At 53.2% G+C, this 25,911-nt stretch carries 25 protein-coding genes and 5 tRNA genes; 21 read left to right on the top strand and 9 right to left on the bottom strand.

What is annotated here, in order from left to right:
* The first annotated feature begins 19 nt into the window (after positions 1–19).
* The 19 genes from mngB to pnuC all read left to right on the top strand — a co-directional run bounded on the left by mngB (position 20) and on the right by pnuC (position 15,015).
* Positions 20–2,656 carry a mannosylglycerate hydrolase gene (gene mngB, locus BJ887_RS15600; protein ID WP_121340086.1) on the top strand — a complete coding sequence of 879 codons (2,637 nt, stop codon included), beginning with the start codon at positions 20–22 and terminating at the stop codon, positions 2,654–2,656.
* Positions 2,657–3,334: 678 nt separating this feature from the next.
* Complete coding sequence (cydA, locus tag BJ887_RS15595; RefSeq protein WP_020884962.1) at positions 3,335–4,903, top strand: cytochrome ubiquinol oxidase subunit I; 1,569 nt, start codon at positions 3,335–3,337, stop codon at positions 4,901–4,903.
* A gap of 15 nt (positions 4,904–4,918) precedes the next feature.
* Positions 4,919–6,058 (top strand): cytochrome d ubiquinol oxidase subunit II, encoded by a 1,140-nt coding sequence (gene cydB / locus BJ887_RS15590; protein ID WP_014169180.1) that lies wholly within the window; start codon positions 4,919–4,921, stop codon positions 6,056–6,058.
* 14 nt (positions 6,059–6,072) lie between these two features.
* The gene (gene cydX / locus BJ887_RS15585) at positions 6,073–6,186 is read left to right on the top strand and encodes a cytochrome bd-I oxidase subunit CydX (RefSeq protein WP_014169181.1); all 114 of its coding nucleotides are present in this window, start codon (positions 6,073–6,075) and stop codon (positions 6,184–6,186) included.
* A complete protein-coding gene (gene ybgE / locus BJ887_RS15580; RefSeq protein ID WP_020884961.1) occupies positions 6,186–6,476 on the top strand; it encodes a cyd operon protein YbgE in 291 nt (96 codons plus the stop codon). Before cydX ends, ybgE begins: the two co-directional genes overlap by 1 nt.
* A 148-nt stretch (positions 6,477–6,624) precedes the next feature.
* Positions 6,625–7,029 carry a tol-pal system-associated acyl-CoA thioesterase gene (gene ybgC / locus BJ887_RS15575; RefSeq protein WP_014169183.1) on the top strand — a complete coding sequence of 135 codons (405 nt, stop codon included), beginning with the start codon at positions 6,625–6,627 and terminating at the stop codon, positions 7,027–7,029.
* A complete protein-coding gene (gene tolQ / locus BJ887_RS15570) occupies positions 7,026–7,718 on the top strand; it encodes a Tol-Pal system protein TolQ (RefSeq protein ID WP_014169184.1) in 693 nt (230 codons plus the stop codon). The genes ybgC and tolQ overlap by 4 nt, the downstream gene beginning before the upstream one ends.
* 3 nt (positions 7,719–7,721) lie before the next feature.
* Complete coding sequence (gene tolR, locus BJ887_RS15565; RefSeq protein ID WP_014169185.1) at positions 7,722–8,150, top strand: colicin uptake protein TolR; 429 nt, start codon at positions 7,722–7,724, stop codon at positions 8,148–8,150.
* A gap of 28 nt (positions 8,151–8,178) precedes the next feature.
* Positions 8,179–9,468: a cell envelope integrity protein TolA gene (tolA, locus tag BJ887_RS15560; protein ID WP_121340085.1), complete on the top strand. Its 1,290-nt coding sequence runs from the start codon at positions 8,179–8,181 to the stop codon at positions 9,466–9,468.
* 130 nt (positions 9,469–9,598) lie between these two features.
* Positions 9,599–10,891, top strand: a complete 1,293-nt coding sequence (gene tolB, locus BJ887_RS15555) for a Tol-Pal system beta propeller repeat protein TolB (protein ID WP_025204648.1) — start codon at positions 9,599–9,601, stop codon at positions 10,889–10,891.
* 35 nt (positions 10,892–10,926) lie between these two features.
* Positions 10,927–11,448 (top strand): peptidoglycan-associated lipoprotein Pal, encoded by a 522-nt coding sequence (gene pal / locus BJ887_RS15550; protein ID WP_003858578.1) that lies wholly within the window; start codon positions 10,927–10,929, stop codon positions 11,446–11,448.
* A 9-nt stretch (positions 11,449–11,457) separates the two neighbouring features.
* Positions 11,458–12,252, top strand: coding sequence for a cell division protein CpoB (gene cpoB, locus BJ887_RS15545; protein WP_014169189.1), 795 nt, complete (start codon positions 11,458–11,460; stop codon positions 12,250–12,252).
* Positions 12,253–12,413: 161 nt separating this feature from the next.
* Positions 12,414–12,489, top strand: a tRNA-Lys gene (locus BJ887_RS15540).
* Positions 12,490–12,516: 27 nt separating this feature from the next.
* Positions 12,517–12,592 (top strand) — tRNA-Val (locus tag BJ887_RS15535).
* A gap of 4 nt (positions 12,593–12,596) precedes the next feature.
* A tRNA-Lys gene (locus BJ887_RS15530) sits at positions 12,597–12,672 on the top strand.
* Positions 12,673–12,811: 139 nt separating this feature from the next.
* Positions 12,812–12,887 (top strand) — tRNA-Lys (locus BJ887_RS15525).
* Between the two features lie 31 nt (positions 12,888–12,918).
* Positions 12,919–12,994, top strand: a tRNA-Lys gene (locus BJ887_RS15520).
* Between the two features lie 235 nt (positions 12,995–13,229).
* Positions 13,230–14,273, top strand: coding sequence for a quinolinate synthase NadA (nadA, locus tag BJ887_RS15515; RefSeq protein WP_020884958.1), 1,044 nt, complete (start codon positions 13,230–13,232; stop codon positions 14,271–14,273).
* Between the two features lie 22 nt (positions 14,274–14,295).
* Positions 14,296–15,015, top strand: a complete 720-nt coding sequence (pnuC, locus tag BJ887_RS15510; protein ID WP_020884957.1) for a nicotinamide riboside transporter PnuC — start codon at positions 14,296–14,298, stop codon at positions 15,013–15,015.
* Here the strand turns inward: pnuC and zitB are convergent.
* Both zitB and BJ887_RS15500 read right to left on the bottom strand, forming a co-directional pair.
* Entirely contained in the window at positions 15,012–15,950 is a 939-nt protein-coding gene (gene zitB / locus BJ887_RS15505) for a CDF family zinc transporter ZitB (protein WP_020884956.1), read from the bottom strand. The two genes, pnuC and zitB, sit on opposite strands and share 4 nt — an antisense overlap.
* Before the next feature lie 106 nt (positions 15,951–16,056).
* Complete coding sequence (locus BJ887_RS15500) at positions 16,057–16,437, bottom strand: YbgS-like family protein (RefSeq protein WP_121340127.1); 381 nt, start codon at positions 16,435–16,437, stop codon at positions 16,057–16,059.
* 304 nt (positions 16,438–16,741) lie between these two features.
* On the opposite strand from BJ887_RS15500, the gene aroG reads away from it, so the two are divergent.
* Complete coding sequence (gene aroG, locus BJ887_RS15495; protein ID WP_014169194.1) at positions 16,742–17,794, top strand: 3-deoxy-7-phosphoheptulonate synthase AroG; 1,053 nt, start codon at positions 16,742–16,744, stop codon at positions 17,792–17,794.
* 61 nt (positions 17,795–17,855) lie between these two features.
* Here aroG and gpmA read toward each other — a convergent pair whose 3' ends face one another.
* The 7 genes from gpmA to modE all read right to left on the bottom strand — a co-directional run bounded on the left by gpmA (position 17,856) and on the right by modE (position 25,606).
* A complete protein-coding gene (gpmA, locus tag BJ887_RS15490) occupies positions 17,856–18,608 on the bottom strand; it encodes a 2,3-diphosphoglycerate-dependent phosphoglycerate mutase (RefSeq protein WP_020884954.1) in 753 nt (250 codons plus the stop codon).
* Between the two features lie 206 nt (positions 18,609–18,814).
* A complete protein-coding gene (gene galM, locus BJ887_RS15480) occupies positions 18,815–19,858 on the bottom strand; it encodes a galactose-1-epimerase (protein ID WP_121340084.1) in 1,044 nt (347 codons plus the stop codon).
* Positions 19,852–21,000: a galactokinase gene (galK, locus tag BJ887_RS15475; protein ID WP_121340083.1), complete on the bottom strand. Its 1,149-nt coding sequence runs from the start codon at positions 20,998–21,000 to the stop codon at positions 19,852–19,854. Before galK ends, galM begins: the two co-directional genes overlap by 7 nt.
* Positions 21,001–21,003: 3 nt before the next feature.
* Complete coding sequence (galT, locus tag BJ887_RS15470) at positions 21,004–22,050, bottom strand: galactose-1-phosphate uridylyltransferase (protein WP_014169198.1); 1,047 nt, start codon at positions 22,048–22,050, stop codon at positions 21,004–21,006.
* A 9-nt stretch (positions 22,051–22,059) separates the two neighbouring features.
* On the bottom strand, positions 22,060–23,076 hold the full coding sequence (gene galE, locus BJ887_RS15465) for a UDP-glucose 4-epimerase GalE (protein ID WP_020884951.1): 1,017 nt from the start codon (positions 23,074–23,076) through the stop codon (positions 22,060–22,062).
* Positions 23,077–23,277: 201 nt separating this feature from the next.
* Entirely contained in the window at positions 23,278–24,750 is a 1,473-nt protein-coding gene (gene modF, locus BJ887_RS15460) for a molybdate ABC transporter ATP-binding protein ModF (protein ID WP_032677710.1), read from the bottom strand.
* Positions 24,751–24,817: 67 nt separating this feature from the next.
* Positions 24,818–25,606, bottom strand: coding sequence for a molybdenum-dependent transcriptional regulator (gene modE / locus BJ887_RS15455; protein ID WP_025204643.1), 789 nt, complete (start codon positions 25,604–25,606; stop codon positions 24,818–24,820).
* 127 nt (positions 25,607–25,733) lie between these two features.
* Here modE and BJ887_RS15450 point away from each other — a divergent pair, with 127 nt between their 5' ends.
* Positions 25,734–25,883 carry an AcrZ family multidrug efflux pump-associated protein gene (locus BJ887_RS15450; protein WP_020884948.1) on the top strand — a complete coding sequence of 50 codons (150 nt, stop codon included), beginning with the start codon at positions 25,734–25,736 and terminating at the stop codon, positions 25,881–25,883.
* Positions 25,884–25,911: the final 28 nt, after the last annotated feature.

Below are 25,911 nucleotides of genomic sequence, written 5' to 3'. Positions count from 1 at the left end.
TCATTTACAGGAAACGAAGATGAAAGCTGTATCTCGCGTTCATATCACGCCACATATGCACTGGGACCGTGAGTGGTATTTCACCACCGAAGCGTCGCGGATCCTTTTGGTCAATAACATGGAGGAGATCCTGACCCGTCTGGAGCAGGACGAAGAGTATAAATACTACGTTCTTGATGGACAGACCGCGGTACTGGAGGATTACTTCGCCGTCGTGCCGGACAACCGGCCCCGGGTAAAAGCGCTGGTTGAGCGCGGAAAGCTGATTATCGGGCCGTGGTATACCCAGACCGACACCACGATAGTCAGCGGCGAATCGATCGTTCGCAACCTGATGTACGGGATACGCGACTGCATGGAATTCGGTGAGCCGATGAAAATAGGGTATCTGCCGGATTCGTTTGGCATGTCCGGGCAACTTCCGCATATCTATAACGGCTTTGGCATCACCCGCACGCTGTTCTGGCGCGGATGTTCTGAGCGTCACGGCACCGATAAAACAGAATTTTTATGGCAGAGCGCAGACGGCAGCGAAGTTACGGCGCAGGTACTACCGCTGGGCTACGCGATTGGTAAGTACTTACCGGAGGATGAAGCGGGGCTGCGTAAACGGCTCGATACCTGGCTTACATTGCTGGAGAACGCTTCCGTGACGAAAGAGATTCTGCTGCCTAACGGTCACGACCAGATGCCCCTCCAGCAGAACATTTTCGCGGTGATGGATACCCTTCGAAAGATGTACCCGCAGCGGAAATTTGTGATGAGCCGGTTCGAGGAGGTCTTTGAACATACTGAAGCGCACCGTGACGAACTGGCGACGCTGAAAGGGGAGTTTATCGACGGCAAATACATGCGTGTACACCGGACAATCGGCTCCACACGGATGGACATCAAAATTGCCCACGCCCGCATTGAAAACAAAATCGTGAATATCCTCGAACCGCTGGCGGCGCTCGCCTGGATGCTGGGCTTCGAGTATCACCACGGTTTGCTGGAGAAAATGTGGAAAGAGATCCTCAAGAATCATGCTCACGACAGTATTGGCTGCTGCTGCAGCGACAAAGTGCATCGTGAGATTATGGCCCGGTTTGCGCTCGCTGAAGACATGGCCGATAACCTCACGCGTTTCTCGATGCGCAAGATTGTCGACAATATGCCGCAAAGCGAGGCCGACAAGCTGGTGATGTTCAATCTGATGCCCTGGCCCCGTGAAGAGGTGATTAACACCACCCTTCGTCTGCGCGCGAGCCAGTTCCGGTTGCGGGATGATAAAGGCAATGAGATCCCCTGTTTTATTCGCCGCGCCCGGGAAATAGACCCGGGGCTGATTGACCGGCAAATCGTGCACTATGGTAATTACGATCCGTTTATGGAGTTTGATATCCAAATCTGTCAGATCCTGCCCGCGATGGGATACCGCACGCTTTACATCGAGCCCCAGGTTCCTGAAAAGAGGCTTCCCGCGAGGGCAAAAACGGATGCTCTGCTGGAAAACGCCTTCTGGCAAATTGATATAAATGACGATGGCACGCTGCGCCTGCGTGATAAAGAATCCGGACTTATTTATGACCGCGTACTGGAAATTGAAGAGGGGTCGGATGATGGCGATGAGTACGACTACTCGCCTTCCCGGGAAGAGTGGCGGCTCACTTCAGCGCACGGGCAGCATCATGTTGAGGTGATACAGGAAGCCTGGCAGAGCAGGGCAGTGATCCAGCATCGCATCGCCGTTCCGGCAAACCTGGCCGAGCGGTCGGCCCGCCTGCGCAATGGCGCTCTTGCGGTGGAATTTGAGGTTACTCTCATCCATAACAGCAGGCGTGTAGATGTTGTGGCGCGTCTGGATAATCAGGCTGACGATCACCGGGTCCGCGTGCTTATCCCGACGCCGTTTATGACGGAGCAGGTACTGTCAGATACGCAGTTTGGCTCAATAACGCGCCCGGTTCGCGATGACGCGATGGCTAACTGGCAAGAAGAGGGCTGGAAAGAGGCACCGGTTCCCGTCTGGAATTTACTTAACTACGCCGTGCTGCAGCAGGAACGAAACGGGCTTGCCCTGTTCACAGAAGGGTTACGCGAATTTGAAGTGGTGGGGGAGGCGGAAAAAGCGTTTGCTCTGACCCTTTTACGCGGTGTGGGCGTGCTGGGAAAGGAAGATTTGCTGTTGCGCCCGGGCCGACCGTCCGGCATAAAAATGGCCGTTCCGGACTCGCAGCTTCGGGGCAGTCTCGATTGCCGTTTTAGCCTTCTAAGTTTTAGCGGCTCTCCCGAGAACGCCGGCGTTGCTCAGCAGGCGAAAGCGTGGCTTACCCCCGTCCAGTGTTATAACAAAATCCCCTGGGATGCCATGAAACTTAACCGTGCGCCGTTCAGCACGCCGGACAGATACAGCCTGCTGACCCTTTCGCCGACAGGCTGTGTTATGAGCGCGATAAAAAAGGCGGAGGATCGGGACGCGCTTATCCTTCGTCTGTTCAATCCGTCGGAATCTGTGTCCTGTGATGCCTCTTTATCGTGGAATCAGGCCCTTAAAGGCTGTTGCGAGACGGATTTAAAAGAACAGGTGCTGGCAGGCAGGGGAGAAGAAAAGGGCATTACGGGCCTGTTCAGGCCTGGGCAATCGCGGACTTTTAGCCTGAAAACGGAAAGGTAGCGTCTGAAGTGAACAAAAGGCTGCGCGCAGGGCAGCCTTTTTTATTGAATAGTCACATTGAGGTGTTAATTTTAAGCGTGTTGCAGGTAAAATAAATGTAATTATCTGCGGCTGTCGTCGCACAATGGAAAAAAAACGCGCTGACGACTACCTTTATACGTTAACGCGAATGTAAAGATGCGTTGTTCTTCAGCGTTAAAATAAATCACGTCTGTTTATATTCTTTCTTGCTTTTGATAACTCCAAATATCTCGTCGTACACATAGCATTAACAAGGTTTTTACCATTCTCACCACATTTAAACATGGTTAACAGAAATGGTGCTTTTTGATTTAAATCAAAGTTTAATCCTTGGAAAAAGGTGTCGAAAGGCGGTAAATTGTCCCCGATCAAAATGGCTGAAAAGTGGTAATTTTGCTATAAATTGATCGCCGTCGAAAAACGTAAATGTGATTCAATAAAAACCTGTTTATTGTAAGGGTTTTGCAGCGTATTATATTTGCGGGATCAATTTGAGTTTTTTATTAACGTATTTGTAACCTATCGTCATTGCTTTTATCCTTTCTCAGGCTAAGCGCGACGACATGGATGCGAATAATTTGTATTGGGGCATGTGTGTGAATCCTTTTCTAACGGGGTTCACTCTCGGAGTCTTCATGCGATGAGCAAGGAGTCATGATGTTAGATATAGTCGAACTGTCGCGCTTACAGTTTGCCTTGACCGCGATGTACCACTTCCTGTTTGTGCCACTAACGCTCGGTATGGCGTTCCTGCTGGCCATCATGGAAACGGTCTACGTCCTCTCCGGCAAACAGATTTATAAAGATATGACCAAGTTCTGGGGCAAGTTGTTTGGTATCAACTTTGCACTGGGCGTGGCTACCGGTTTGACCATGGAGTTCCAGTTCGGGACTAACTGGTCTTACTATTCTCACTACGTTGGGGATATCTTCGGTGCGCCGCTGGCCATTGAAGGTCTGATGGCCTTCTTCCTCGAATCCACCTTTGTAGGTCTGTTCTTCTTCGGTTGGGACCGTCTGGGCAAAGTCCAGCATATGGCGGTGACCTGGCTGGTGGCACTCGGTTCGAACCTGTCCGCACTGTGGATCCTGGTCGCGAACGGCTGGATGCAGAACCCTATCGCGTCTGATTTCAACTTCGAAACCATGCGTATGGAGATGGTCAGCTTTGCCGAGCTGGTGCTGAACCCGGTCGCACAGGTTAAATTCGTTCACACCGTGGCGTCTGGCTATGTGTGCGGCGCGATGTTTGTACTGGGCATCAGCTCTTACTACATGCTGCGTGGTCGTGACTTCGCGTTTGCTAAGCGCTCCTTTGCTATCGCTGCAAGCTTCGGTATGGCTGCAATCCTCTCTGTTATCGTGCTGGGTGATGAATCCGGTTACGAAATGGGTGACGTGCAGAAAACCAAACTGGCCGCTATCGAAGCCGAATGGGAAACCCAACCCGCGCCTGCTGCCTTTACTCTGTTCGGTGTTCCCGACCAGGATGCACAGGAAAACCGCTTCGCCATTCAAATTCCTTACGCGCTCGGCATCATTGCCACCCGCTCCGTCGACAAGCAGGTGACGGGTCTGAAAGAGCTGATGGTGCAGCATGAAGGCCGTATCCGTAACGGTATGAAAGCTTACGCGCTGCTGGAGCAGCTGCGTGCGGGTTCTACCGACCAGGCCGTGCGTGACCAGTTCAACGATGTGAAGAAAGATCTGGGTTACGGTCTGCTGCTGAAACGCTATACCCCGAACGTCTCCGACGCGACGGAAGCGCAAATCCAGATGGCGACCAAAGACTCCATTCCACGCGTGGCGCCACTGTACTTCGCATTCCGTATCATGGTGGGCTGCGGCATCATCATGCTGCTGATCATTGCGGCGTCCTTCTGGTCCGTGATTCGTAACCGCATCGGTGAGAAAAAATGGCTGCTGCGTACCGCGCTGTATGGTATTCCACTGCCGTGGATTGCTATCGAATCCGGCTGGTTTGTTGCGGAATATGGCCGTCAGCCATGGGCGATCGGTGAGGTGCTGCCAACGGCGGTAGCGAACTCCTCTCTGACTGCAGGCGATCTGATCTTCTCCATGCTGCTGATTTGTGGTCTGTACACCCTGTTCCTGGTGGCTGAACTGTTCCTGATGTTCAAGTTCGCGCGCCTTGGCCCAAGCAGCCTGAAAACCGGTCGCTATCACTACGAGCAGTCCGGTGCGACTACTCAGCCGGCACGCTAAGACAGGAGTCATCAAATGATCGATTATGAAGTATTGCGTTTTATCTGGTGGCTGCTGGTCGGTATTCTGCTGATCGGTTTCGCAGTCACTGACGGTTTCGACATGGGGGTGGGGATGCTCACCCGTTTCCTCGGTCGTAATGACACCGAGCGTCGAATCATGATTAACTCCATCGCCCCGCACTGGGACGGTAACCAGGTGTGGCTGATCACCGCAGGCGGCGCGCTGTTCGCTGCCTGGCCGATGGTCTACGCGGCTGCGTTCTCCGGTTTCTATGTGGCGATGATTCTGGTGCTGGCTTCTTTATTCTTCCGTCCGGTTGGTTTCGACTACCGTTCCAAGATTGAAGACACCCGCTGGCGCAACATGTGGGACTGGGGCATCTTCATTGGTAGCTTCGTTCCACCGCTGGTGATTGGCGTGGCGTTCGGTAACCTGCTGCAGGGTGTACCGTTCCACATCGATGAATACATGCGTCTTTACTACACCGGTAACTTCTTCCAGCTGCTGAATCCGTTTGGTCTCCTGGCAGGCGTGGTGAGTGTGGCAATGATCATTACTCAGGGTGCGACCTATCTGCAGATGCGTACCGTAGGTGAACTGCATCTTCGCTCTCGTGCAACGGCGCAGGTTGCTGCGCTTATTACCCTGGTGTGCTTCGCACTGGCCGGCGTATGGGTGATGTACGGTATCGACGGTTATGTCATTACGTCTGCAATTAACCACACGGCACCGTCTAACCCGCTGACGAAAGAAGTGGCGCGTCAGGCTGGCGCTTGGCTGGTGAACTTCAACAATATGCCTGTTCTGTGGGCTATTCCGGCACTGGGTGTGTTGCTGCCGCTGCTGACGATACTGACGTCACGTCTGGAAAAAGGTGCCCTGGCATTTGTATTTTCCTCACTGACGCTGGCGTGCATTATTCTGACTGCAGGTATCGCGATGTTCCCATTTGTCATGCCGTCCAGCACGATGATGAATGCAAGCCTGACCATGTGGGATGCAACGTCCAGCCAGCTGACGCTTAACCTGATGACGTATGTTGCTTGCGTGTTCGTACCGATTATCCTGCTGTACACCGCCTGGTGTTACTGGAAAATGTTCGGTCGTATCACGAAAGAAGATATTGAAAGCAACACTCATTCTCTGTACTAAGTAAGGAGCTGAATATGTGGTATTTCGCATGGATTTTAGGGACGCTTCTTGCCTGTGCATTTGGTGTCATTACTGCCCTGGCGCTTGAGCACGTCGAAGCGTCTAAAGCAGGTGAAGACAAACACTAATGAACATTATCGCGACGCTTTACGCGGTAATGGATAAGCGCCCGTTAAGGGCGCTTTCTTTAGTGATGGCATTACTGCTGGCAGGTTGTATCTTCTGGGACCCTTCGCGCTTTGCAGCGAAGACCAGCGAGCTTGAGATCTGGCACGGCTTCCTCATTATGTGGGCGGTGTGCGCAGGTGTGATCCACGGCGTAGGCTTTCGTCCGAAAGCGCTGCACTGGCAGGGGATTTTCTGCCCACTTATCGCCGATCTGGTGCTTCTCGCTGGCTTGATTTTCTTCTTCTTCTGAATAAGAAATGTCCGTTAATGATATGGGCTTACCCTGGCCCATAAAAATTTACTCTCCGTTTACTTTCTCCCATTCCAAACCATCTTTCCCGCGCGTATAGTAGCGAAGTTTAAAAGCTCTAACTTTTGTTGCATTACTGGGATGTAAAGTGAATACAACGCTGTTTCGATGGCCGGTTCGTGTCTATTACGAAGATACCGATGCCGGGGGTGTGGTTTACCACGCCAGCTACGTTGCTTTTTATGAACGGGCACGCACAGAGATGCTGCGCCATCATCACTTTAGTCAACAGGAGCTGTTGGCTGAGCGAGTTGCCTTCGTGGTTCGCAAGATGACGCTTGAGTATTTTGCGCCTGCCAGACTCGACGATATGCTCGAAGTCCAAACTGAAATTACATCAATGCGCGGAACCTCAATGGTTTTCACGCAGCGGATAGTCAATGCAGAAAATACGGTACTGAACTCAGCTGAAGTCCTGATCGTCTGTGTTGATCCAACCATAATGAAGCCTCGTGCGCTTCCTAAGTCTATTGTCGCGGAGTTTAAGCAGTGACTGACATGAATATCCTTGATTTGTTCCTGAAGGCAAGCCTTCTGGTTAAACTTATCATGTTGATTTTGATTGGTTTTTCAATCGCATCCTGGGCCATCATCATCCAGAGAACGCGTATCCTCAATGCGGCTGGCCGTGAAGCAGAAGCGTTTGAAGATAAGTTCTGGTCGGGTATTGAGCTTTCTCGTCTGTATCAGGAAAGCCAGGGACGCCGTGATAACCTCGTAGGCTCCGAACAGATTTTCTATAGCGGATTCAAAGAGTTTGCTCGTTTGCATCGCGCAAACAGCCACGCGCCCGAAGCGGTCGTGGAAGGTGCCTCGCGTGCGATGCGTATCTCCATGAATCGCGAGCTGGAAAACCTTGAAACGCATATTCCTTTCCTGGGAACCGTTGGTTCCATCAGCCCGTATATCGGTCTGTTTGGTACGGTCTGGGGGATTATGCACGCCTTTATCGCCCTGGGGGCGGTGAAGCAGGCGACGTTGCAGATGGTTGCCCCGGGTATTGCAGAAGCACTGATTGCGACCGCTATCGGTCTGTTTGCGGCGATCCCGGCGGTTATGGCTTACAACCGTCTGAACCAGCGCGTGAATAAACTGGAACTGAACTACGACAACTTTATGGAAGAGTTCACCGCGATTCTGCACCGTCAGGCGTTTACCAGTACCGAGAGTAACAAGGGGTAAACCATGGCCAGATCGCGTGGACGAAATCGTCGCGAGCTCAAGTCCGAAATCAATATCGTTCCACTGCTGGACGTTCTGTTGGTACTGCTGCTGATCTTCATGGCGACAGCACCCATCATTACCCAGAGCGTGGAGGTTGATCTGCCGGATGCGACAGAATCACAGGCGGTAAGCACCAATGACGATCCTCCGGTCATCATTGAGGTTTCCGGTGTAGGGCAATACAGCGTAGTGGTAGAAAAAGATCGTATGGATCAACTGCCACCTGAGCAGGTTATTGCTGAAGCGCAGCGACGCCTGGAGTCAAATCCGAAAACGGTCTTCTTAATCGGTGGCGCGAAAGACGTACCATACGATGAAATTATTAAAGCGCTGAACTTGCTACATAGCGCGGGCGTTAAGTCAGTTGGCTTAATGACTCAGCCTATTTGATCATCTGCGTAGTTTTTGGGAACCGATAGTGTCAAAGGCAACCGAACAGAACGACAAGCTTAAGCGAGCGATAATCGTCTCCGCAGTGCTGCACGTTATTCTTTTTGCAGTGCTGATCTGGAGTTCGTTCGACGAGCACATTGATGCATCATCGGGCGGCGGTGGAGGCTCTTCCATTGACGCCGTCATGGTGGATCCCGGTGCGGTAGTGCAGAACTATAACCGCGAGCAACAGCAGAAGGCGAGTGCAAAACGGGCTGAAGAGCAGCGTGAAAAACAGGCGCAACAGCAAGCGGAAGAACTGCGTGAAAAGCAGGCCGCTGAGCAGGAGCGACTGAAGCAGCTTGAGAAAGAACGTTTGCAGGCGCAGGAAGCGGCGAAAGAGCAGGCGGAACAGCAGAAGCAAGCTGAAGAGGCCGCGAAGAAAGCTCAGGAACAGCAGAAGCAGGCGGAAGAGGCGGCAGCCAAAGCCGCGGCGGACGCGAAAGCACAAGCTGATGCTCAGGCAAAATTAGCGGCGGAAGCGGCGAAGAAAGCTGCAGCCGATGCTCAGAAGAAAGCTGAAGCCGAAGCGGCGAAGAAAGCCGCTGCTGATGCTCAGAAGAAAGCTGAAGCGGAAGCGGCAAAAAAAGCTGCTGCTGATGCTCAGAAAAAAGCTGAAGCGGAAGCCGCGAAGAAAGCCGCTCAGGAAGCAGAGAAGAAAGCTGCTGCCGATGCTGCGAAGAAAGCGGCTGCTGCTGAGAAGGCTGCAGCCGAAAAAGCGGCCGCTGCTGAAAAAGCCGCAGCAGAGAAGAAAGCCGCCGCCGATAAAGCGGCAGCTGACAAAAAAGCTGCAGCAGAAAAAGCCGCTGCCGATAAGAAAGCTGCTGCAGAGAAAGCCGCCGCCAAAAAAGCGGCCGCCGCTGAGAAAGCCGCGGATGCCGCTGGCGTTGACGATCTCCTGGGCGACCTGAGTTCTGGTAAGAATGCGCCGAAAGCGGGCGGTGGTGCGAAAGGCAGTGGTCAGCCCTCTAAAGACAGTGGTACTTCTGGTGCCAATGGTGGGGCGACGGGTGCTGATATCAGCGCTTATGCTAAGCAAATTCAGGTTGCGATTCAGAACCGCCTGTTTGATGCAAGCATCTATCAGGGCAAACAATGTGTACTGCATATCAACCTTGCGCCAGATGGTAGGTTGAAAAGCGTGACCTCTGAAGGGGGCGATCCTGCGCTTTGTCAGGCAGCATTGGCCGCTGCAAGGTCGGCGAACATTCCTAAACCGCCTAGTGAGGCTGTTTATGAACGGATAAAAGATGCCAAACTGGACTTTAAACTGTAATCGACTGTCCTTACGGAAGTATGAAAAACAGTCTATTGTCCTAACGAGTGTTTAGTAGTTTTGTCTATTTGGGTTTGTTAACATTCTGCTAAATTATCGTGGGTAAGGTTACCCGGATAAGGGAGATATGATGAAGCAGGCATTACGTGTAGCATTTGGTTTTTTAATGCTGTGGGCAGCAGTACTGCACGCAGAAGTACGTATCGAGATCACCCAGGGGGTGGATTCGGCACGCCCAATCGGTGTTGTTCCGTTCCAGTGGGCCGGTCCTGGCGCTGCGCCTGAAGATGCCGGTGGCATCGTTGCGGCTGACCTGCGTAACAGCGGTAAATTCAACCCATTAGATCGTTCTCGTCTGCCTCAGCAGCCGGGCAGCGCGCAGGAAGTACAGCCTGCCGCATGGTCTGCACTCGGTATCGATGCTGTCGTTGTTGGTCAGGTTACACCTAACCCGGACGGCTCTTACAACGTTGCATGGCAACTGGTTGATACCGGCGGTGCACCGGGTACCGTTCTGGCACAGAACTCTTACAAGGTCACTAAACAGTACCTGCGCTACGCGGCACACGCTGCCAGCGATGCGGTATTTGAAAAACTGACCGGCATTAAAGGTGCGTTCCGTACCCGTATTGCTTATGTGGTACAGACCAATGGCGGTCAGTTCCCGTATGAGCTGCGCGTATCTGACTACGATGGTTACAATCAGTTCCTGGTGAAACGTTCTTCTCAGCCGCTGATGTCTCCAGCCTGGTCTCCAGACGGTTCTAAACTGGCTTATGTTACCTTCGAAAGCGGTCGTTCAGCGCTGGTTATCCAGACGCTGGCTAACGGTGCTGTTCGTCAGGTTGCGTCGTTCCCTCGTCACAACGGTGCGCCTTCGTTCTCTCCGGACGGTACCAAACTGGCGTTTGCGCTCTCTAAAACCGGTAGCCTGAACCTGTACGTGATGGACATTGGCTCTGGTCAAATTCGCCAGGTGACCGATGGTCGTAGCAACAACACCGAACCGTCCTGGTTCCCGGACAGCCAGAACCTGGCATTTACGTCTGACCAGGCAGGTCGTCCACAAATCTATAAAGTGAACGTCAACGGCGGTGCTCCACAGCGTATTACCTGGGAAGGTTCGCAGAACCAAAACGCGGACGTGAGCAGCGACGGTAAATTTATGGTAATGGTCAGCTCCAACGGTGGGCAGCAGCACATTGCCAAACAAGATCTGGTAGCGGGTGGCGTTCAAGTTCTGTCGTCAACGTTCCTGGATGAAACGCCAAGTCTGGCACCTAACGGCACTATGGTAATCTACAGCTCTTCTCAGGGGATGGGATCTGTGCTGAATCTGGTTTCTACAGATGGGCGTTTCAAAGCGCGTATTCCGGCAACTGATGGACAGGTAAAATCACCTGCCTGGTCGCCGTATCTGTAAATAATAATTAATTGATTACTAAAGGAATCATAGAAATGCAACTGAACAAAGTGCTGAAGGGGCTGATGATCGCTCTGCCTGTAATGGCAATCGCAGCGTGTTCTTCTAACAAGAATGCAAGCAATGACCAGAGCGGCGAAGGCATGATGGGTGCCGGTACCGGTATGGACGCGAATGGCAATGGCAACATGTCTTCTGAAGAGCAAGCGCGTCTTCAGATGCAGCAGCTGCAGCAGAACAACATCGTTTACTTCGATCTGGATAAATACGACATCCGTTCTGACTTCGCTGCGATGCTGGATGCTCACGCTAACTTCCTGCGTAGCAACCCGTCTTACAAAGTCACCGTAGAAGGTCACGCGGACGAACGTGGTACTCCAGAGTACAACATCTCCCTGGGTGAACGTCGTGCTAACGCCGTTAAAATGTACCTGCAGGGTAAAGGCGTTTCTGCTGACCAGATCTCCATCGTTTCTTACGGTAAAGAAAAACCTGCAGTACTGGGTCACGACGAAGCGGCTTACTCCAAAAACCGTCGTGCCGTACTGGTTTACTAAGAGAATTGCATGAGCAGTAACTTCAGACATCATCTGTTGAGTCTGTCGTTACTGGTTGGAATAGCGGCCCCCTGGGCCGCTTTTGCTCAGGCACCAATCAGTAGTGTCGGCTCAGGCTCGGTAGAAGACCGGGTCACTCAACTCGAGCGTATTTCTAACGCTCACAGTCAGCTTTTAACCCAACTCCAGCAACAACTTTCCGACAACCAAAACGATATTGATTCTCTCCGTGGTCAGATTCAGGAAAGCCAGTATCAGCTTAACCAGGTTGTGGAACGTCAGAAGCAAATCTTGCTGCAGATGGATAGTCTCAGCAGCGGTGGCGCAGCTGCGCAGCCAGCAGCAGGCGATCAGAGCGGTGCGGCGACGTCGACCCCTGCTCCTGCGGCAGATGCTTCGGCCTCGACGGGAGCGCCTGTTCAGAGCGGTGACGCGAATACGGACTACAACGCGGCCATTGCCCTGGTACAGGATCAATCTCGTCAGGATGACGCTATCGTTGCGTTTCAGAACTTTGTGAAGAAATACCCTGATTCTACTTATCTGCCAAATGCAAATTATTGGCTGGGTCAGCTGAATTACAACAAGGGTAAAAAGGACGATGCGGCGTTTTATTTTGCCTCAGTGGTGAAAAATTACCCGAAATCGCCAAAAGCGCCTGATGCGATGTTTAAAGTCGGCGTCATCATGCAGGACAAAGGTGACACTGCGAAAGCGAAAGCGGTTTATCAGCAGGTGGTTGCTAAATTCCCTGGCACCGAAGGTGCGAAGCAGGCGCAAAAACGTCTGAATTCGATGGGATGATTATCGCATGACCAGAAATCGCGTTATTTCTGGTCGTGCAGCATGATTCGTAAGCAGTTAAGTGATCTTCATCGAAATTTTTGTTGCGCTGAATTCTTAAATCAGTAATATATGCCGCCGTTGCCACGGGATATCAAACAACGTGAAAACAGCGTAAAAGTGGGTCGTTAGCTCAGTTGGTAGAGCAGTTGACTTTTAATCAATTGGTCGCAGGTTCGAATCCTGCACGACCCACCACTTAAAGCAGTTCCGGTAGTACAGAGTGGGTGATTAGCTCAGTTGGTAGAGCATCTCCTTTACACGGAGGGGGTCGGCGGTTCGAGCCCGTCATCACCCACCACTCCGGGTCGTTAGCTCAGTTGGTAGAGCAGTTGACTTTTAATCAATTGGTCGCAGGTTCGAATCCTGCACGACCCACCAATTTTAATGTCTTACTCAGATGTTAAACGTGAAGGATAACGTTGCAACAGCAACGGCCCGTAGGGCGAGGCGAAGCCGAGTCATCCTGCACGACCCACCAGGTTATTGGTATGAGTAAAAATTCAGGCAACACCCAAGCGGGTCGTTAGCTCAGTTGGTAGAGCAGTTGACTTTTAATCAATTGGTCGCAGGTTCGAATCCTGCACGACCCACCAGCCTGAATAGATTTGCAGTACATCCCGCAAGGGGTCGTTAGCTCAGTTGGTAGAGCAGTTGACTTTTAATCAATTGGTCGCAGGTTCGAATCCTGCACGACCCACCAATGTAAAAAAGCGCCCTAAAGGCGCTTTTTTGCTATCTGTATTCCGCATATTTTGACCTTGCAGGTCGGCTCCGGCGAAGTCGCCATCCGATGCGTGCTACGCGCACCTATTTCCGGTGACTTTTTTTCGCAAATTCGCTATCTTGTTTAGTATACAAAACACATTTGCCGTCCGTTTTGCTATGTTATGCAAAAGAAAGGCAATAATGTTAAGCCAGTAAAACGAGAAGCCATAATGAGCGTGATGTTTGATCCAGAAGCCGCAATCTATCCCTTCCCGCCAAAGCCTGTCCCGCTGAGTCAGGATGAGAAGCAGTTTTACCGTGAGAAGATCAAACGACTTCTCAAAGAGCGAGATGCAGTGATGGTTGCACATTACTACACCGACCCGGAAATCCAGCAACTGGCGGAAGAGACCGGGGGCTGCATCTCTGACTCTCTGGAGATGGCACGCTTTGGTGCCAGACATCCTGCTTCCACGTTACTGGTCGCAGGCGTTCGCTTTATGGGTGAAACCGCAAAGATTCTCAGCCCTGAAAAAACCATTCTGATGCCAACGCTACATGCGGAGTGTTCACTCGACCTCGGCTGTCCGATTGATGCGTTCTCGGCCTTCTGCGATGCCCATCCGGACCGTACCGTGGTGGTCTATGCCAATACCTCTGCCGCAGTGAAAGCGCGGGCAGACTGGGTCGTGACATCAAGCATCGCCGTTGAACTGATTGAGCATCTGGACAGTCTGGGCGAGAAAATCATCTGGGCGCCTGACCGCCATCTCGGCAATTACGTGCAGAAGCAGACCGGCGCTGACGTGCTTTGCTGGCAGGGTGCCTGTATTGTTCATGACGAATTTAAGACGCAGGCGCTCTCGCGCATGAAGGCGCTTTACCCGCACGCAGCGATCCTTGTTCACCCGGAATCACCGCAGTCCATTGTCGACATGGCGGATGCCGTGGGATCCACAAGCCAGCTTATCAATGCCGCCAGGACGCTGCCGCACAAGCAGCTCATCGTGGCAACCGACCGCGGTATCTTCTATAAGATGCAGCAGGCCGTGCCTGAGAAAGAGCTGCTTGAAGCACCAACGGCGGGCGAGGGGGCGACGTGTCGTAGCTGCGCGCACTGCCCGTGGATGGCGATGAACGGCCTGAAAGCTATTGCTGAGGGGCTGGAGAAAGGCGGAGCAACGCATGAAATCCATGTGGATGCTGCTCTGCGTGAAGGTGCGTTAATTCCGCTTAACCGCATGCTGGATTTTGCGGCTACACTACGTACTTAATTCAATACGCCCTGGGGAAAAGATGGATTTTTTTAGCACACAGAACATTCTGGTTCATATACCGATTGGTGCAGGTGGCTATGACCTGTCATGGATTGAGGCCGTGGGTACGCTGGCTGGGTTATTGTGTATCTGGCTGGCAAGCCTGGAGAAGATCAGCAACTACGCGTTCGGGTTAATTAACGTTACGCTCTTTGCGATTATCTTCTTCCAGATCCAGCTGTACGCCAGTCTGCTTTTGCAGTTGTTCTTCTTTGCGGCGAACATTTACGGTTGGTACGCGTGGTCGCGGCAGAACAGCCAGCAGGAGGCAGAGCTGCAAATCCGCTGGCTGCCCTTACCGAAAGCCATCGCCTGGTTTGTCGCCTGCGTTGTCGCCATTGGTTTAATGACCGTCTATATCAACCCGGTGTTTGCATTCCTGACCCGTGTCGCGGTGTCGGTCATGTCTGGCCTCGGGCTGAATGTCGCTATGCCATCACTCCAGCCGGATGCTTTCCCGTTCTGGGACTCCTGCATGATGGTGCTGTCGATTGCTGCGATGATCCTGATGACCCGTAAATACGTTGAGAACTGGCTGCTCTGGGTCGTCATTAACGTCATTAGCGTGGTTATTTTTGCACTTCAGGGCGTCTACGCGATGTCGCTGGAGTATCTGCTGCTGACCTTCATTGCCCTGAATGGGAGCCGGATGTGGATTAACAGCGCGCGTGAGCGAGGCTCTCGCGCGCTTTCGAACTAATGATGGTGATGATGTGAATGGCCGGACTGCGCCTCGTTCAGGTGGCAGTCCGGGCCGTTACAGGGCTGGTACTCCATCTGGATGGTGGCGTGACCAATCTCATAGTGATGTTCGAGAAAGTGCTGGATGCGCTCAAGCAGGCCATCATGGTCATGGGTAGGGATCACCTGGACGTGCAATGTCATGACGGGTTTCTCACCCACCAGCCAGACGTGAACATGATGCACATTGCGCACTTCGGGCACGGAACGACGCAGGTTGCGTTTAAGCTCGGCAATGTCCACGGATGCCGGCGCCCCTTCAAGCAGTTCATTCACGCTCTCCTTCAGCAGCCGCCAGGCACTGCGCAATACCAGACACGATACCAGCACGGAAAGAATCGGGTCGACGGGCGTCCAGCCGGTATAAAGGATCACCAGCGCGGCCACAATAGCACCGACGGAACCCAGTAAATCGCCCATAACATGCAGAGCCGCAGCGCGCACGTTGAGGTTCTTTTCCCCGCTGCCGCGATGCAAAATCCAGAACGCCAGAAGATTCGCCAGCAGACCTGCTACGGCGATAACCATCATTGTCGCTCCGGCGACCGGCTGTGGGTGACGAAAGCGCTGTATGGCTTCCCAGACGATAAGAAGGGTGATAACCACCAGAGCAATAGCGTTAACAAACGCCGCCAGAGTGGTCAGTCGCAGCCAGCCAAAGGTATGACGCGCGTTAGGCGGACGACGGGCAAACTGCACGGCCAACAGGGCAAAGAGCAGGGCGGCGGCATCGGTAAGCATATGTCCGGCATCCGCCAGAAGCGCCAGGGAGCCGGATACCAGGCCACCAATGACCTCGATAACCATAAACGTTGCCGTGACGCCGAAGGCCAGCATAAGGCGTTTAGCGTTGTCATCGCCAGGAGACGGGGTGTGTGAATGCGTGTGCGCCATATCAGCTTTCCTTTTTGTTATTGTTTTTAGTGTAGCGTTTTTAATGGCTTACTCCAAAAAGAAAGGAGAGCCAGAGCTCTCCTTTTACGTTTACATCCGTCAGGGACTATTGGGTTGTGCCATCCGTTTTGGTATTGGCATCGTCGCCCACTTTGTCATTCGAATTCGGACACTTACCGTCTTTGCACATGGTGTTCTTATGCATCTCATCGGTACTCATCGTGTCATGATTCATGGTGCCAGAGTCGCTACTGTCCGGATGCAACATCGTGCCTCCGGTATTGGTGTTCCCGGTATTGATCTGGCTGTTATCGACATTATTCGGGGCGATATTCTGTTTTGCATCAGGGGCGACCTGACCCGCCGCCGCCGCGGCATTCGCGTCACCGTTGTTATCTGTTGAGCCCGTCTCAGCGGCAAGGACGCTGCCGCTTGCCAGGGTGAGGGAGGCTGTGAGGAAGAGGGTTGCCAGTTTCGTCATTTTCATCTTGGTGCTCCTGTTCTTGTCGTTACGCTGGATAACATTTTCCAACAGTGCATCTTTTTCAGAGGCGAAAGATTCCGTCATACGGACTTACGTCAGTATGGAATCGCGTTTAATCAAACAAAAGTGGTTGTTACAGTTAAAAAGCTTAGGTTAGATCTCGTTTTTCGCTATTTTGTGGCGATTTTTAGGTGAATTCCAGGAATTATCTGCGTGAAGTGTAAAACCGTGTTTACACTTTCTGGTCGGCAAGTTAGATTGAAAGGATTGCTTTCATTACTAAAGATATGGCAGAGCTGGAAAGAAAATGAATTATCAGAACGACGATTTACGTATTAAAGAGATCAATGAGTTATTACCTCCTGTAGCACTCCTTGAGAAATTCCCCGCCACTGAAAATGCCGCAAACACGGTGTCTCATGCTCGTAAAGCGATCCATAAGATCCTGAAAGGTAATGACGATCGTCTTCTGGTGGTGATTGGCCCTTGCTCAATTCACGATCCTGCTGCGGCCAAAGAGTACGCAGCAAGGTTGCTTCAGCTTCGCGAAGAACTGCAAGGCGAGCTGGAAATTGTCATGCGTGTTTACTTCGAAAAGCCGCGTACGACCGTTGGCTGGAAAGGGCTGATTAACGACCCGCATATGGATAACAGTTTCCAGATCAACGACGGTCTGCGTATTGCGCGCAAACTGCTGCTGGAGATCAACGACAGCGGTTTGCCGGCTGCCGGTGAGTTCCTCGACATGATTACGCCGCAATATCTGGCGGACCTGATGAGCTGGGGCGCAATCGGTGCGCGTACTACAGAATCTCAGGTTCACCGCGAACTGGCGTCAGGTCTCTCGTGTCCGGTTGGTTTTAAAAACGGTACCGATGGCACCATTAAGGTGGCAATTGACGCCATCAATGCCGCCGGGGCACCGCACTGCTTCCTGTCCGTCACCAAATGGGGTCACTCCGCCATTGTGAATACCAGCGGTAACGGTGACTGTCATATTATTCTGCGTGGCGGTAAAGAGCCGAACTACAGCGCAAAACATGTCGCAGACGTGAAGGTCGGGCTGGAAAAAGCGGGTCTGCCACAACAGGTGATGATCGACTTCAGCCATGCCAACTCCAGCAAGCAGTTTAAAAAGCAGATGGAAGTCGGCGCCGATGTTTGTCAGCAGATTGCCGGCGGTGAGAACGCGATTATTGGCGTGATGATCGAAAGCCATCTGGTGGAAGGTAACCAGAATCTGGAAGGCAGCGAGCCGCTGGTTTACGGTAAGAGCGTCACGGACGCCTGCATCGGCTGGGACGATACGGATGCCCTTCTGCGTCAGCTGGCGAATGCGGTAAAAGCGCGTCGCGGCTGAGTTTCAGGAGCCAAATAAAAAAGCGTGGATTGCTCCACGCTTTTTTTATGTCCAGCGAAAATTATTTCGCTTTACCCTGGTTCGCTACAGCCGCGGCTTTTGCAGCGATCTCATCAGCGTTGCCCAGATAGTAATGTTTGATTGGTTTGAAGTTTTCGTCGAACTCATACACCAGTGGAACGCCAGTTGGGATGTTCAGTTCGAGGATCTCGTCTTCACCCATGTTGTCCAGGTATTTCACCAGCGCACGCAGGGAGTTACCGTGAGCTGCGATGATCACGCGCTCGCCGCTTTTCAGGCGTGGCAGAATGGTTTCGTTCCAGTAAGGCACAACGCGGTCGATGGTCAGCGCCAGGCTCTCGGTCGTTGGCAGCTCAGCATCCGTCAGTTTCGCGTAACGCGGGTCGTGGCCCGGGTAGCGTTCGTCATCTTTGGTCAGCTCTGGTGGGGTTACCGCGAAGCCGCGACGCCACTGTTTAACCTGCTCGTCACCGTATTTTTCAGCGGTTTCCGCTTTGTTCAGACCCTGCAGCGCACCGTAGTGACGCTCGTTCAGTTTCCAGGATTTCTCAACCGGCAGCCAGGCCTGATCCAGTTCGTCCAGAACGTTCCACAGAGTATGGATGGCACGTTTCAGCACAGAGGTGTAAGCAAAATCAAAGCTGAAGCCTTCAGCCTTCAGCAGTTTACCTGCTGCTTTTGCTTCGCTTACGCCTTTTTCTGACAGATCAACGTCGTACCAACCGGTAAAGCGGTTTTCGTTGTTCCACTGGCTTTCGCCATGACGCACCAGGACCAGCTTAGTTACAGCCATATCGTACTCCTCATAAGCTTTATTGAATGATAACAATTCTCATTATATTGCCGTGACAGTGCCAGCAGCAACGCTTAACCCTAACCATAGCGAAAATAGTCTCTGAGTGTAAGATGCTTGTGAATCCAGGGTTATGATTTTGTCTGCGATCGGCGCTATTTTCAGCAAGACGGAGAGAAAAAGCCCTCCGCAAGGAGGGCTGGGAATTATGAATGCGGGATGAAATGATATTCTGTCACGCTAACGTACTCTTCACCCGGGCGCAGCACACAGTCCGGCTGTGGCCATTCTGGATGGTTCGGACTGTCCGGCAGGAACTCGCTTTCCAGCGCCAGACCTTGCCAGTCGCTGTACTCTTCATGTTCGCGTGCCGTGGTACCGCCAAGGTAGTTGCCTGAATAGAATTGCAGGGCAGGGGCCGTGGTGTAGACCGTCATCTGCAGTTTCTCATCTGCAGACCAGACCTGCGCGGCAGGCTGAGTCACATCACCTTTCGCCTGCAGCAGGAACGCGTGGTCATAGCCTTTCACCTTGCGCTGATCGTCATCGCTCAGGAAATCCTGTGCGATGGTTTTTCCGCTGCGGAAATCAAAGCTGGTACCGCTGACGGCCTTGAGCCCCTGATACGGGATCCCCATTTCATCCACCGGCAGATAGGTATCGGCCAGGATCTGGAGCGTGTGATTACGCACGTCGCACTGGTTGCCGTCCAGGTTGAAATAAGCGTGGTTGGTCAGATTGACCGGGCACGGCTTATCAACTTTCGCGCGATATTCAATGGCGATACGGTTATCGTCAGCCAGCGTGAAATGCGCGAACGCGGTGAGGTTACCGGGGAATCCCTGGTCACCGTCACGCGAGTCTAGTGAGAACAGCACTTCGCGGTCGTTTTGCTGAACGATTTTCCAGCGGCGCTTATCGAACCCTTCAGGTCCACCGTGCAACTGGTTTTCGCCCTGACTGGAAAGCAACGAGTAACGCTCGCCATCAAGTTCGAAAGCGCTTTTCGCGATGCGGTTAGCATAACGGCCGACAGACGCGCCAAGATAGGCGGACTGATTGACATACTGCTCAGGCGACGCGCAGCCAAGCAGGGTTTCACGTACGCTGCCATCAGGCATTGGTACACGAGCGGATAGCAAAGTGGCACCCCAGTCCATTAACGTAACCACCATTCCTGCGCTGTTGCGCAGGGTTAACAGGCGATACGGCAGGCCATCCGGGGCAAGGGTTGGCGTTTCGTTTAGCACTGTCCTGCTCCTTGTGATGCTTTACACACGTAGAAAGTTTCTTTAATACCTGTTTTCGCTTCGTACTGTTTTTCCACCGCCTGCTGGACGGCAGGGACGAGCTCTTCCGGCATCAGGGCAACAATGCAGCCACCGAAGCCGCCGCCGGTCATGCGCACACCGCCTTTATCGCCAATCGTGGCTTTGACGATTTCCACCAGGGTATCGATTTGCGGAACGGTGATTTCAAAATCATCGCGCATGGAGGCGTGAGATTCTGCCATCAGTTCACCCATACGTTTCAGGTCGCCTTTCGCCAGCGCGGACGCCGCTTCAACGGTACGGGCATTTTCCGTCAGCACATGGCGAACGCGTTTCGCCACTACCGGATCCAGTTCGTGCGCCACTTTATTGAACTCGTTGAGCGAAACGTCACGCAGCGCAGGTTGCTGGAAGAAACGTGCGCCGGTTTCACACTGCTCGCGGCGGGTGTTGTACTCGCTGCCCACCAGCGTGCGTTTAAAGTTGCTGTTAATAATTACCACAGCTGCGCCTTTTGGCAAGGGAACGGCTTTGGTGCCCAGAGAGCGGCAGTCGATAAGCAAGGCATGCTCTTTTTTACCCAGCGCAGAGATCAGCTGGTCCATGATGCCGCAGTTACAGCCCACAAACTGGTTTTCCGCTTCCTGACCATTCAGGGCAATTTGTGCCCCGTCCAGCGGCAGATGATAAAGCTGCTGGAAGACGGTACCCACGGCGACTTCCAGCGACGCGGACGAGCTTAACCCGGCGCCCTGAGGCACGTTTCCGCTGATGACCAGATCAGCACCGCCCACGTTTTTATTACGTTTCTGAAGGTGTTTTACCACGCCGCGCACGTAGTTAGACCATTGCTGGCTGTCGTGGGTAACGATGGGTGCATCGAGGGAAAACTCATCCGTCTCATTGTTGTAATCCGCTGCAATAACGCGGACTTTGCGATCATCGCGCTTAGCGCAGCTAATGACCGTCTGGTAATCAATGGCGCACGGCAGAACGAAACCATCGTTATAGTCGGTATGTTCACCAATCAGGTTCACGCGGCCAGGCGCCTGAATGACATGGGTGGCAGGGTAGCCAAATTTCTCAGCAAACAGGGATTGTGTTTTATCTTTCAGACTCATTTTTTAGACTCCTGATTCGCGATAATGGACGTCACTCACAGCACGCAGGCGTTCTGCAGCCTGTTCTGCCGTCAGGTCACGCTGGGTTTCTGCCAGCATTTCATAGCCCACCATGAATTTACGTACCGTCGCAGAGCGCAGCAGCGGCGGATAGAAATGGGCATGCAACTGCCAGTGTTGATTCTCTTCACCGTTAAACGGAGCGCCATGCCAGCCCATTGAGTACGGGAAGGAGCACTGGAACAGGTTGTCATAACGGCTGGTCAGTTTCTTCAGTGCCAGGGCGAGGTCATCGCGCTGTGCGTCGCTCAGATCGGTGATGCGCAGAACCTGTGCTTTTGGCAGAAGCAGCGTCTCAAATGGCCATGCTGCCCAGTAAGGTACGACGGCCAGCCAATGCTCGGTTTCCACCACCGTTCGGCTGCCATCGGCCAGTTCACGACGGGTGTAATCCACCAGCATCGGCGATCCGTTTTCCGCGAAATAGGCTTTTTGCAGACGGTCTTCACGCTCGGCTTCGTTTGGCAGGAAACTGTTGGCCCAGATCTGACCGTGCGGGTGCGGGTTAGAGCAGCCCATTGCCGCGCCTTTGTTTTCGAACACTTGTACCCACGGGTAGGTCTGGCCCAGTTCAGCAGTTTGCGTCTGCCAGGTGCTGACGACCTCTTTCAGCGCGTCAACACTCAGCTCCGGCAGCGTTTTGCTGTGGTCGGGCGAGAAACAGATAACACGGCTGGTGCCGCGTGCACTTTCACAGCGCATCAGCGGGTCCTGGCTATCCGGCGCGTCGGGCGTGTCGGTCATCAGGGCGGCAAAATCGTTGGTGAAAACGAAGGTGCCTTTGTAGTCCGGGTTTTTATCGCCCGTCACACGCGTGTTGCCCGGACACAGGAAGCAGTCCGGGTCGTGCTGCGGAAGCGTCTGTTTTGCAGGCGTCTCTTGCGCCCCCTGCCAGGGGCGCTTGGCGCGATGCGGAGAAACCAAAATCCATTGCCCGCTTAGCGGGTTAAAACGACGATGCGGATGATCGACGGGATTGAACGAAGTCATGACGGATCCTTAGTCCGGATAACCTTGTGGATGGCGAGACTGCCAGTGCCAGGTATCCTGTGCCATTTCATCAAGCGTGCGGGTGACACGCCAGTTAAGCTCTTTATCGGCTTTGGAGGCATCGGCCCAGTAAGCCGGGAGGTCGCCTTCACGGCGCGGTGCGAAGTGATAATTCACAGGCTTACCGCAGGCCTTACTGAAGGCATTCACGACGTCCAGCACGCTGCTGCCGATCCCGGCGCCGAGGTTGTAAATATGCACGCCTGGCTTATCGGCCAGCTGCTGCATTGCCGCCACGTGGCCGTCGGCCAGATCCATGACGTGGATATAATCACGCACACCGGTACCGTCTTCGGTTGGATAATCATTACCGAAAATAGCCAGAGACTCACGGCGGCCAACGGCCACCTGGGCGATGTACGGCATCAGGTTATTCGGGATGCCCTGTGGATCTTCACCCATATCGCCTGACGGATGGGCGCCAACCGGGTTGAAGTAGCGCAACAAGGCGATGCTCCATTCAGGCTGTGCTTTTTGCAGATCGGTGAGGATCTGCTCCACCATCAGTTTGCTTTTGCCATACGGGCTTTGCGGCGTACCGGTCGGGAAGCTTTCAACGTAAGGGATTTTTGGCTGATCGCCGTAGACGGTTGCGGAAGAGCTGAAGATAAAGTTTTTGACGTTCGCTGCGCGCATGGCGGAGATCAAACGCAGGGTACCGTTGACGTTGTTGTCGTAATACTCCAGCGGTTTCGCGACGGATTCACCCACCGCTTTCAGACCGGCGAAATGGATCACCGTCTCAATGGCATGGTCGTGAAGGATCTCGGTCATCAACGCTTCATTGCGGATGTCGCCTTCCACGAAGGTCGGTTGTTTACCGCCAAGACGTTCAATCACAGGCAGCACGCTGCGCTTACTATTGCACAGGTTGTCGAGGATGATGACATCATGACCGTTTTGCAGCAGCTGCACGCAGGTATGACTACCAATGTAACCGCTACCACCTGTTACCAGAACTCGCATATTTCGCTCCATTGGGCTTATGGTATGTAATAACCATAGCATAACAGAGACGCGAAAAGTGTGACATGGGATAAAATAGTGGAATCGTTTACACTGCTTTTAAAATCCGTTTTTGGGCGGCAATGCGACATTGTAGATCAAAGGGATAGGGAAGTCTTTGTGCAGGTTATCCGAAAAAACGGAGGGCAGAGCCCTCCGGGGTTAATCGATTTTACTCAGCAGGTACTGATAGCGTTCACCGTCGGGCACAAACTCGAGGCGGTGCGTAATGCAGGACGGGGCATCTTCGGCATGATGGGAAACGAACAGCAGCTGCGTTTCGCCTTCGCTAATCAGGACATCCACAAAACGGCGGATCAGCTGGCGGTTTAATGGGTCCAGCCCCTGTAGCGGTTCGTCGAGGATCAGAAGGGTCGGATGTTTTACCAGCGCGCGAACGATCAGTGCCAGACGCTGCTGTCCCCACGAAAGGCTATGAAACGGCGCGTCAGCGACCCGGTTATCCATCCCCAGAATATCCAGCCACTGCTGGGCCAGCTTATGCTGTTTGTCCGAGACCGCCTGATAAATGCCGATGGAATCAAAATACCCGGACAGGATCACATTGCGCACCGTGGTGCTGACCCGGTAATCCAGATGCAGGCTGCTGCTGACATAGCCGATATGCTTTTTGATATCCCAGATCGTTTCACCGCTTCCGCGGCGGCGGCCAAACAGGGTGAGATCGTTACTGTAGCCCTGAGGGTGATCGCCGGTGATCAGGCTCAGCAGCGTTGATTTTCCCGCGCCGTTGGGGCCGACAATTTGCCAGTGTTCACCCGGGTTGACCGTCCAGCTGAGATGATTAAGGATCGGCCGATCGTCATACGCTACCACGCCATCACGCAGCACGATGCGCGGCTGGTGGGGATCTAACGCGTGGCGGGCAGAAGGTGCGTCCGGTTCCGGCAGCGTGATGCCGTCCAGGTTTTCACTGTGCGCCAGTTGGGCAATTAACGCCTGCTTAAGTAACGCCGATTTTTCGCCGGTTTCAGTCAGGTTGCAGTCAGCGAGCACGCCGGCGTTCTGAATAAACTCAGGAATTTCATCAAAACGGTTAAGCACCAGTACCAGCGTATAGCCCTGCTGGTTAAGCGAGCCGAGCAGGGTGGCCAGCTGTGCGCGGGACTGCACGTCGAGACCGTCGAACGGTTCATCCAGAATCAACAGTTCCGGCTCGCTCATCAGCGCCTGACACAGCAGCGTTTTCCGGGTCTCACCGGTCGAGAGGTATTTAAAGCGCCGGTTCAGCAGGGAGGTGATGCCAAACTGTTCTGCCAGATACGCACAACGGGCAGGATTGTTGACCTCATCCTGAATAATGTCTGCCGTCGTGCGGCCCGTATCTTCTTCGCCCGGGCTGAGTAAATCGGTGTTATTGCGCTGCCATTCATCGCTCACCAGCTTTTGTAGTTGCTCGAATGACAGGCGCGTCAGGCGCGTAAAGTTACACTGGTATTCCCCTTTAAGGTGCGCGAGCTCTCCGCTCAGCGCACGGGCCAGCGCTGATTTCCCGCTTCCGTTTGTACCGACAAACGCCCAGCTTTCACCGGCGCGTATTGTTAAATCAGAAATCGTCAGCGTTCGGGTGTCGCTAAGACGAAACGTGCCTTGCGAAATATGCAATGATGACATGACTTATCCCATTTTTTGCAGCAACAGATGTCAGGGATACTCACTGTCGACACGCTTGTCAATGTGCTCAGCACAATGTGGCGATAATCACCCGGTCGGCGTTGAAATATGCGGTCACCACAGCACCTTCTTCTAATTCTGCGGCGTCGCTGAGGGGAAGGGTTGCGCAGAGTTCTTGCCCGTCCGGCAGGGTCATCAGTACTTCACACTGCTCTTCACCGCGTTCAACGTGGCGGATGGCACCGCGTAGCTGGTTATCAGCGGCTTTTGCTTTTTCGGCATCGGCAGTGATATTCACCCACGGCGCTTTCAGTAACACCAGCACCTCTTTACCTTCATTCAGCGCCAGTCGGTCTGCGCTTTGTGCGGTAATCGCGGCTTTCAGACGGGTTGTTCCATCGGCAAGCAGGATCTCAATATGACGCTGCACCTGGGCGTTATCGCCCGCCATCACCGTGCCAAACCACTGGTTACGGGCGCTGGTTTGCAGCGAAAAACGGGAAATGGCAGCCAGCAGGCTGTCCAGCGGGAGATTATCGTCGTCACTTAACACATCAAATGCTTTTTGCTGGATCTGCGCCAGCAGATCATACAGCTGAACCAGGCGCTGGCCGTAACGTGTCAGGATCGCACCCCCACCGCCTTTGCCGCCTGTGGCCCGGTCAACCAGCGTTTGCTCGCTCAGGGTGTTCATGTCGTTGATGGCATCCCAGGCGCTTTTATAGCTAATGCCAGCGTTCTTAGCCCCCTGGCTTATTGAACCGGTTTGTTCTATTTGTTTAAGCAGGGCGATACGTCGCGGATCGGCGAAAAGCTTCTGCTGTAGTCGTAGAGTGAGGAGAATTTCGGCCTGCATAACACTGTCCTGGCAAAAAGTGCATTGTGACCCAAATGGCGAAGGTCGCAAAGGGCACCGCACAAAAGGGGATGTTTTTCTCACTTTTCAGGGTAGAATAAGCCATTCACAATATCTGGAGAAAACCATGTTGGAATTGTTGAAAAGTCTGGTATTCGCCGTGATCATGGTACCAGTAGTGATGGCCGTTATCCTCGGTGCCATCTACGGCCTGGGTGAAGTGTTCAACGTATTTTCGAACATTGGTCACAGAGACCAGGCTAAAAAGCAGCATTAATTTCCCCCCGAAACGCCCGGCTTGCCCG

The organism is Enterobacter sp. WPR_3_1 (assembly GCF_003635055.1).
Taxonomy (GTDB): Bacteria; Pseudomonadota; Gammaproteobacteria; order Enterobacterales; family Enterobacteriaceae; genus Enterobacter; species Enterobacter ludwigii.
This window is presented reverse-complemented; position numbering and strand designations above follow the sequence as displayed.

Bases quoted from the DNA above. Each gene is read 5' to 3' on its own strand.
- mngB (WP_121340086.1), top strand. From the start codon at position 20: ATGAAAGCTGTATCTCGCGTTCATATCACGCCACATATGCACTGGGAC.
- cydA (WP_020884962.1), top strand. From the start codon at position 3,335: ATGTTAGATATAGTCGAACTGTCGCGCTTACAGTTTGCCTTGACCGCG.
- cydB (WP_014169180.1), top strand. From the start codon at position 4,919: ATGATCGATTATGAAGTATTGCGTTTTATCTGGTGGCTGCTGGTCGGT.
- cydX (WP_014169181.1), top strand. From the start codon at position 6,073: ATGTGGTATTTCGCATGGATTTTAGGGACGCTTCTTGCCTGTGCATTT.
- ybgE (WP_020884961.1), top strand. From the start codon at position 6,186: ATGAACATTATCGCGACGCTTTACGCGGTAATGGATAAGCGCCCGTTA.
- tolR (WP_014169185.1), top strand. From the start codon at position 7,722: ATGGCCAGATCGCGTGGACGAAATCGTCGCGAGCTCAAGTCCGAAATC.
- tolB (WP_025204648.1), top strand. From the start codon at position 9,599: ATGAAGCAGGCATTACGTGTAGCATTTGGTTTTTTAATGCTGTGGGCA.
- pal (WP_003858578.1), top strand. From the start codon at position 10,927: ATGCAACTGAACAAAGTGCTGAAGGGGCTGATGATCGCTCTGCCTGTA.
- cpoB (WP_014169189.1), top strand. From the start codon at position 11,458: ATGAGCAGTAACTTCAGACATCATCTGTTGAGTCTGTCGTTACTGGTT.
- nadA (WP_020884958.1), top strand. From the start codon at position 13,230: ATGAGCGTGATGTTTGATCCAGAAGCCGCAATCTATCCCTTCCCGCCA.
- pnuC (WP_020884957.1), top strand. From the start codon at position 14,296: ATGGATTTTTTTAGCACACAGAACATTCTGGTTCATATACCGATTGGT.
- zitB (WP_020884956.1), bottom strand. From the start codon at position 15,950: ATGGCGCACACGCATTCACACACCCCGTCTCCTGGCGATGACAACGCT.
- BJ887_RS15500 (WP_121340127.1), bottom strand. From the start codon at position 16,437: ATGAAAATGACGAAACTGGCAACCCTCTTCCTCACAGCCTCCCTCACC.
- aroG (WP_014169194.1), top strand. From the start codon at position 16,742: ATGAATTATCAGAACGACGATTTACGTATTAAAGAGATCAATGAGTTA.
- gpmA (WP_020884954.1), bottom strand. From the start codon at position 18,608: ATGGCTGTAACTAAGCTGGTCCTGGTGCGTCATGGCGAAAGCCAGTGG.
- galK (WP_121340083.1), bottom strand. From the start codon at position 21,000: ATGAGTCTGAAAGATAAAACACAATCCCTGTTTGCTGAGAAATTTGGC.
- galT (WP_014169198.1), bottom strand. From the start codon at position 22,050: ATGACTTCGTTCAATCCCGTCGATCATCCGCATCGTCGTTTTAACCCG.
- galE (WP_020884951.1), bottom strand. From the start codon at position 23,076: ATGCGAGTTCTGGTAACAGGTGGTAGCGGTTACATTGGTAGTCATACC.
- modF (WP_032677710.1), bottom strand. From the start codon at position 24,750: ATGTCATCATTGCATATTTCGCAAGGCACGTTTCGTCTTAGCGACACC.
- modE (WP_025204643.1), bottom strand. From the start codon at position 25,606: ATGCAGGCCGAAATTCTCCTCACTCTACGACTACAGCAGAAGCTTTTC.
- BJ887_RS15450 (WP_020884948.1), top strand. From the start codon at position 25,734: ATGTTGGAATTGTTGAAAAGTCTGGTATTCGCCGTGATCATGGTACCA.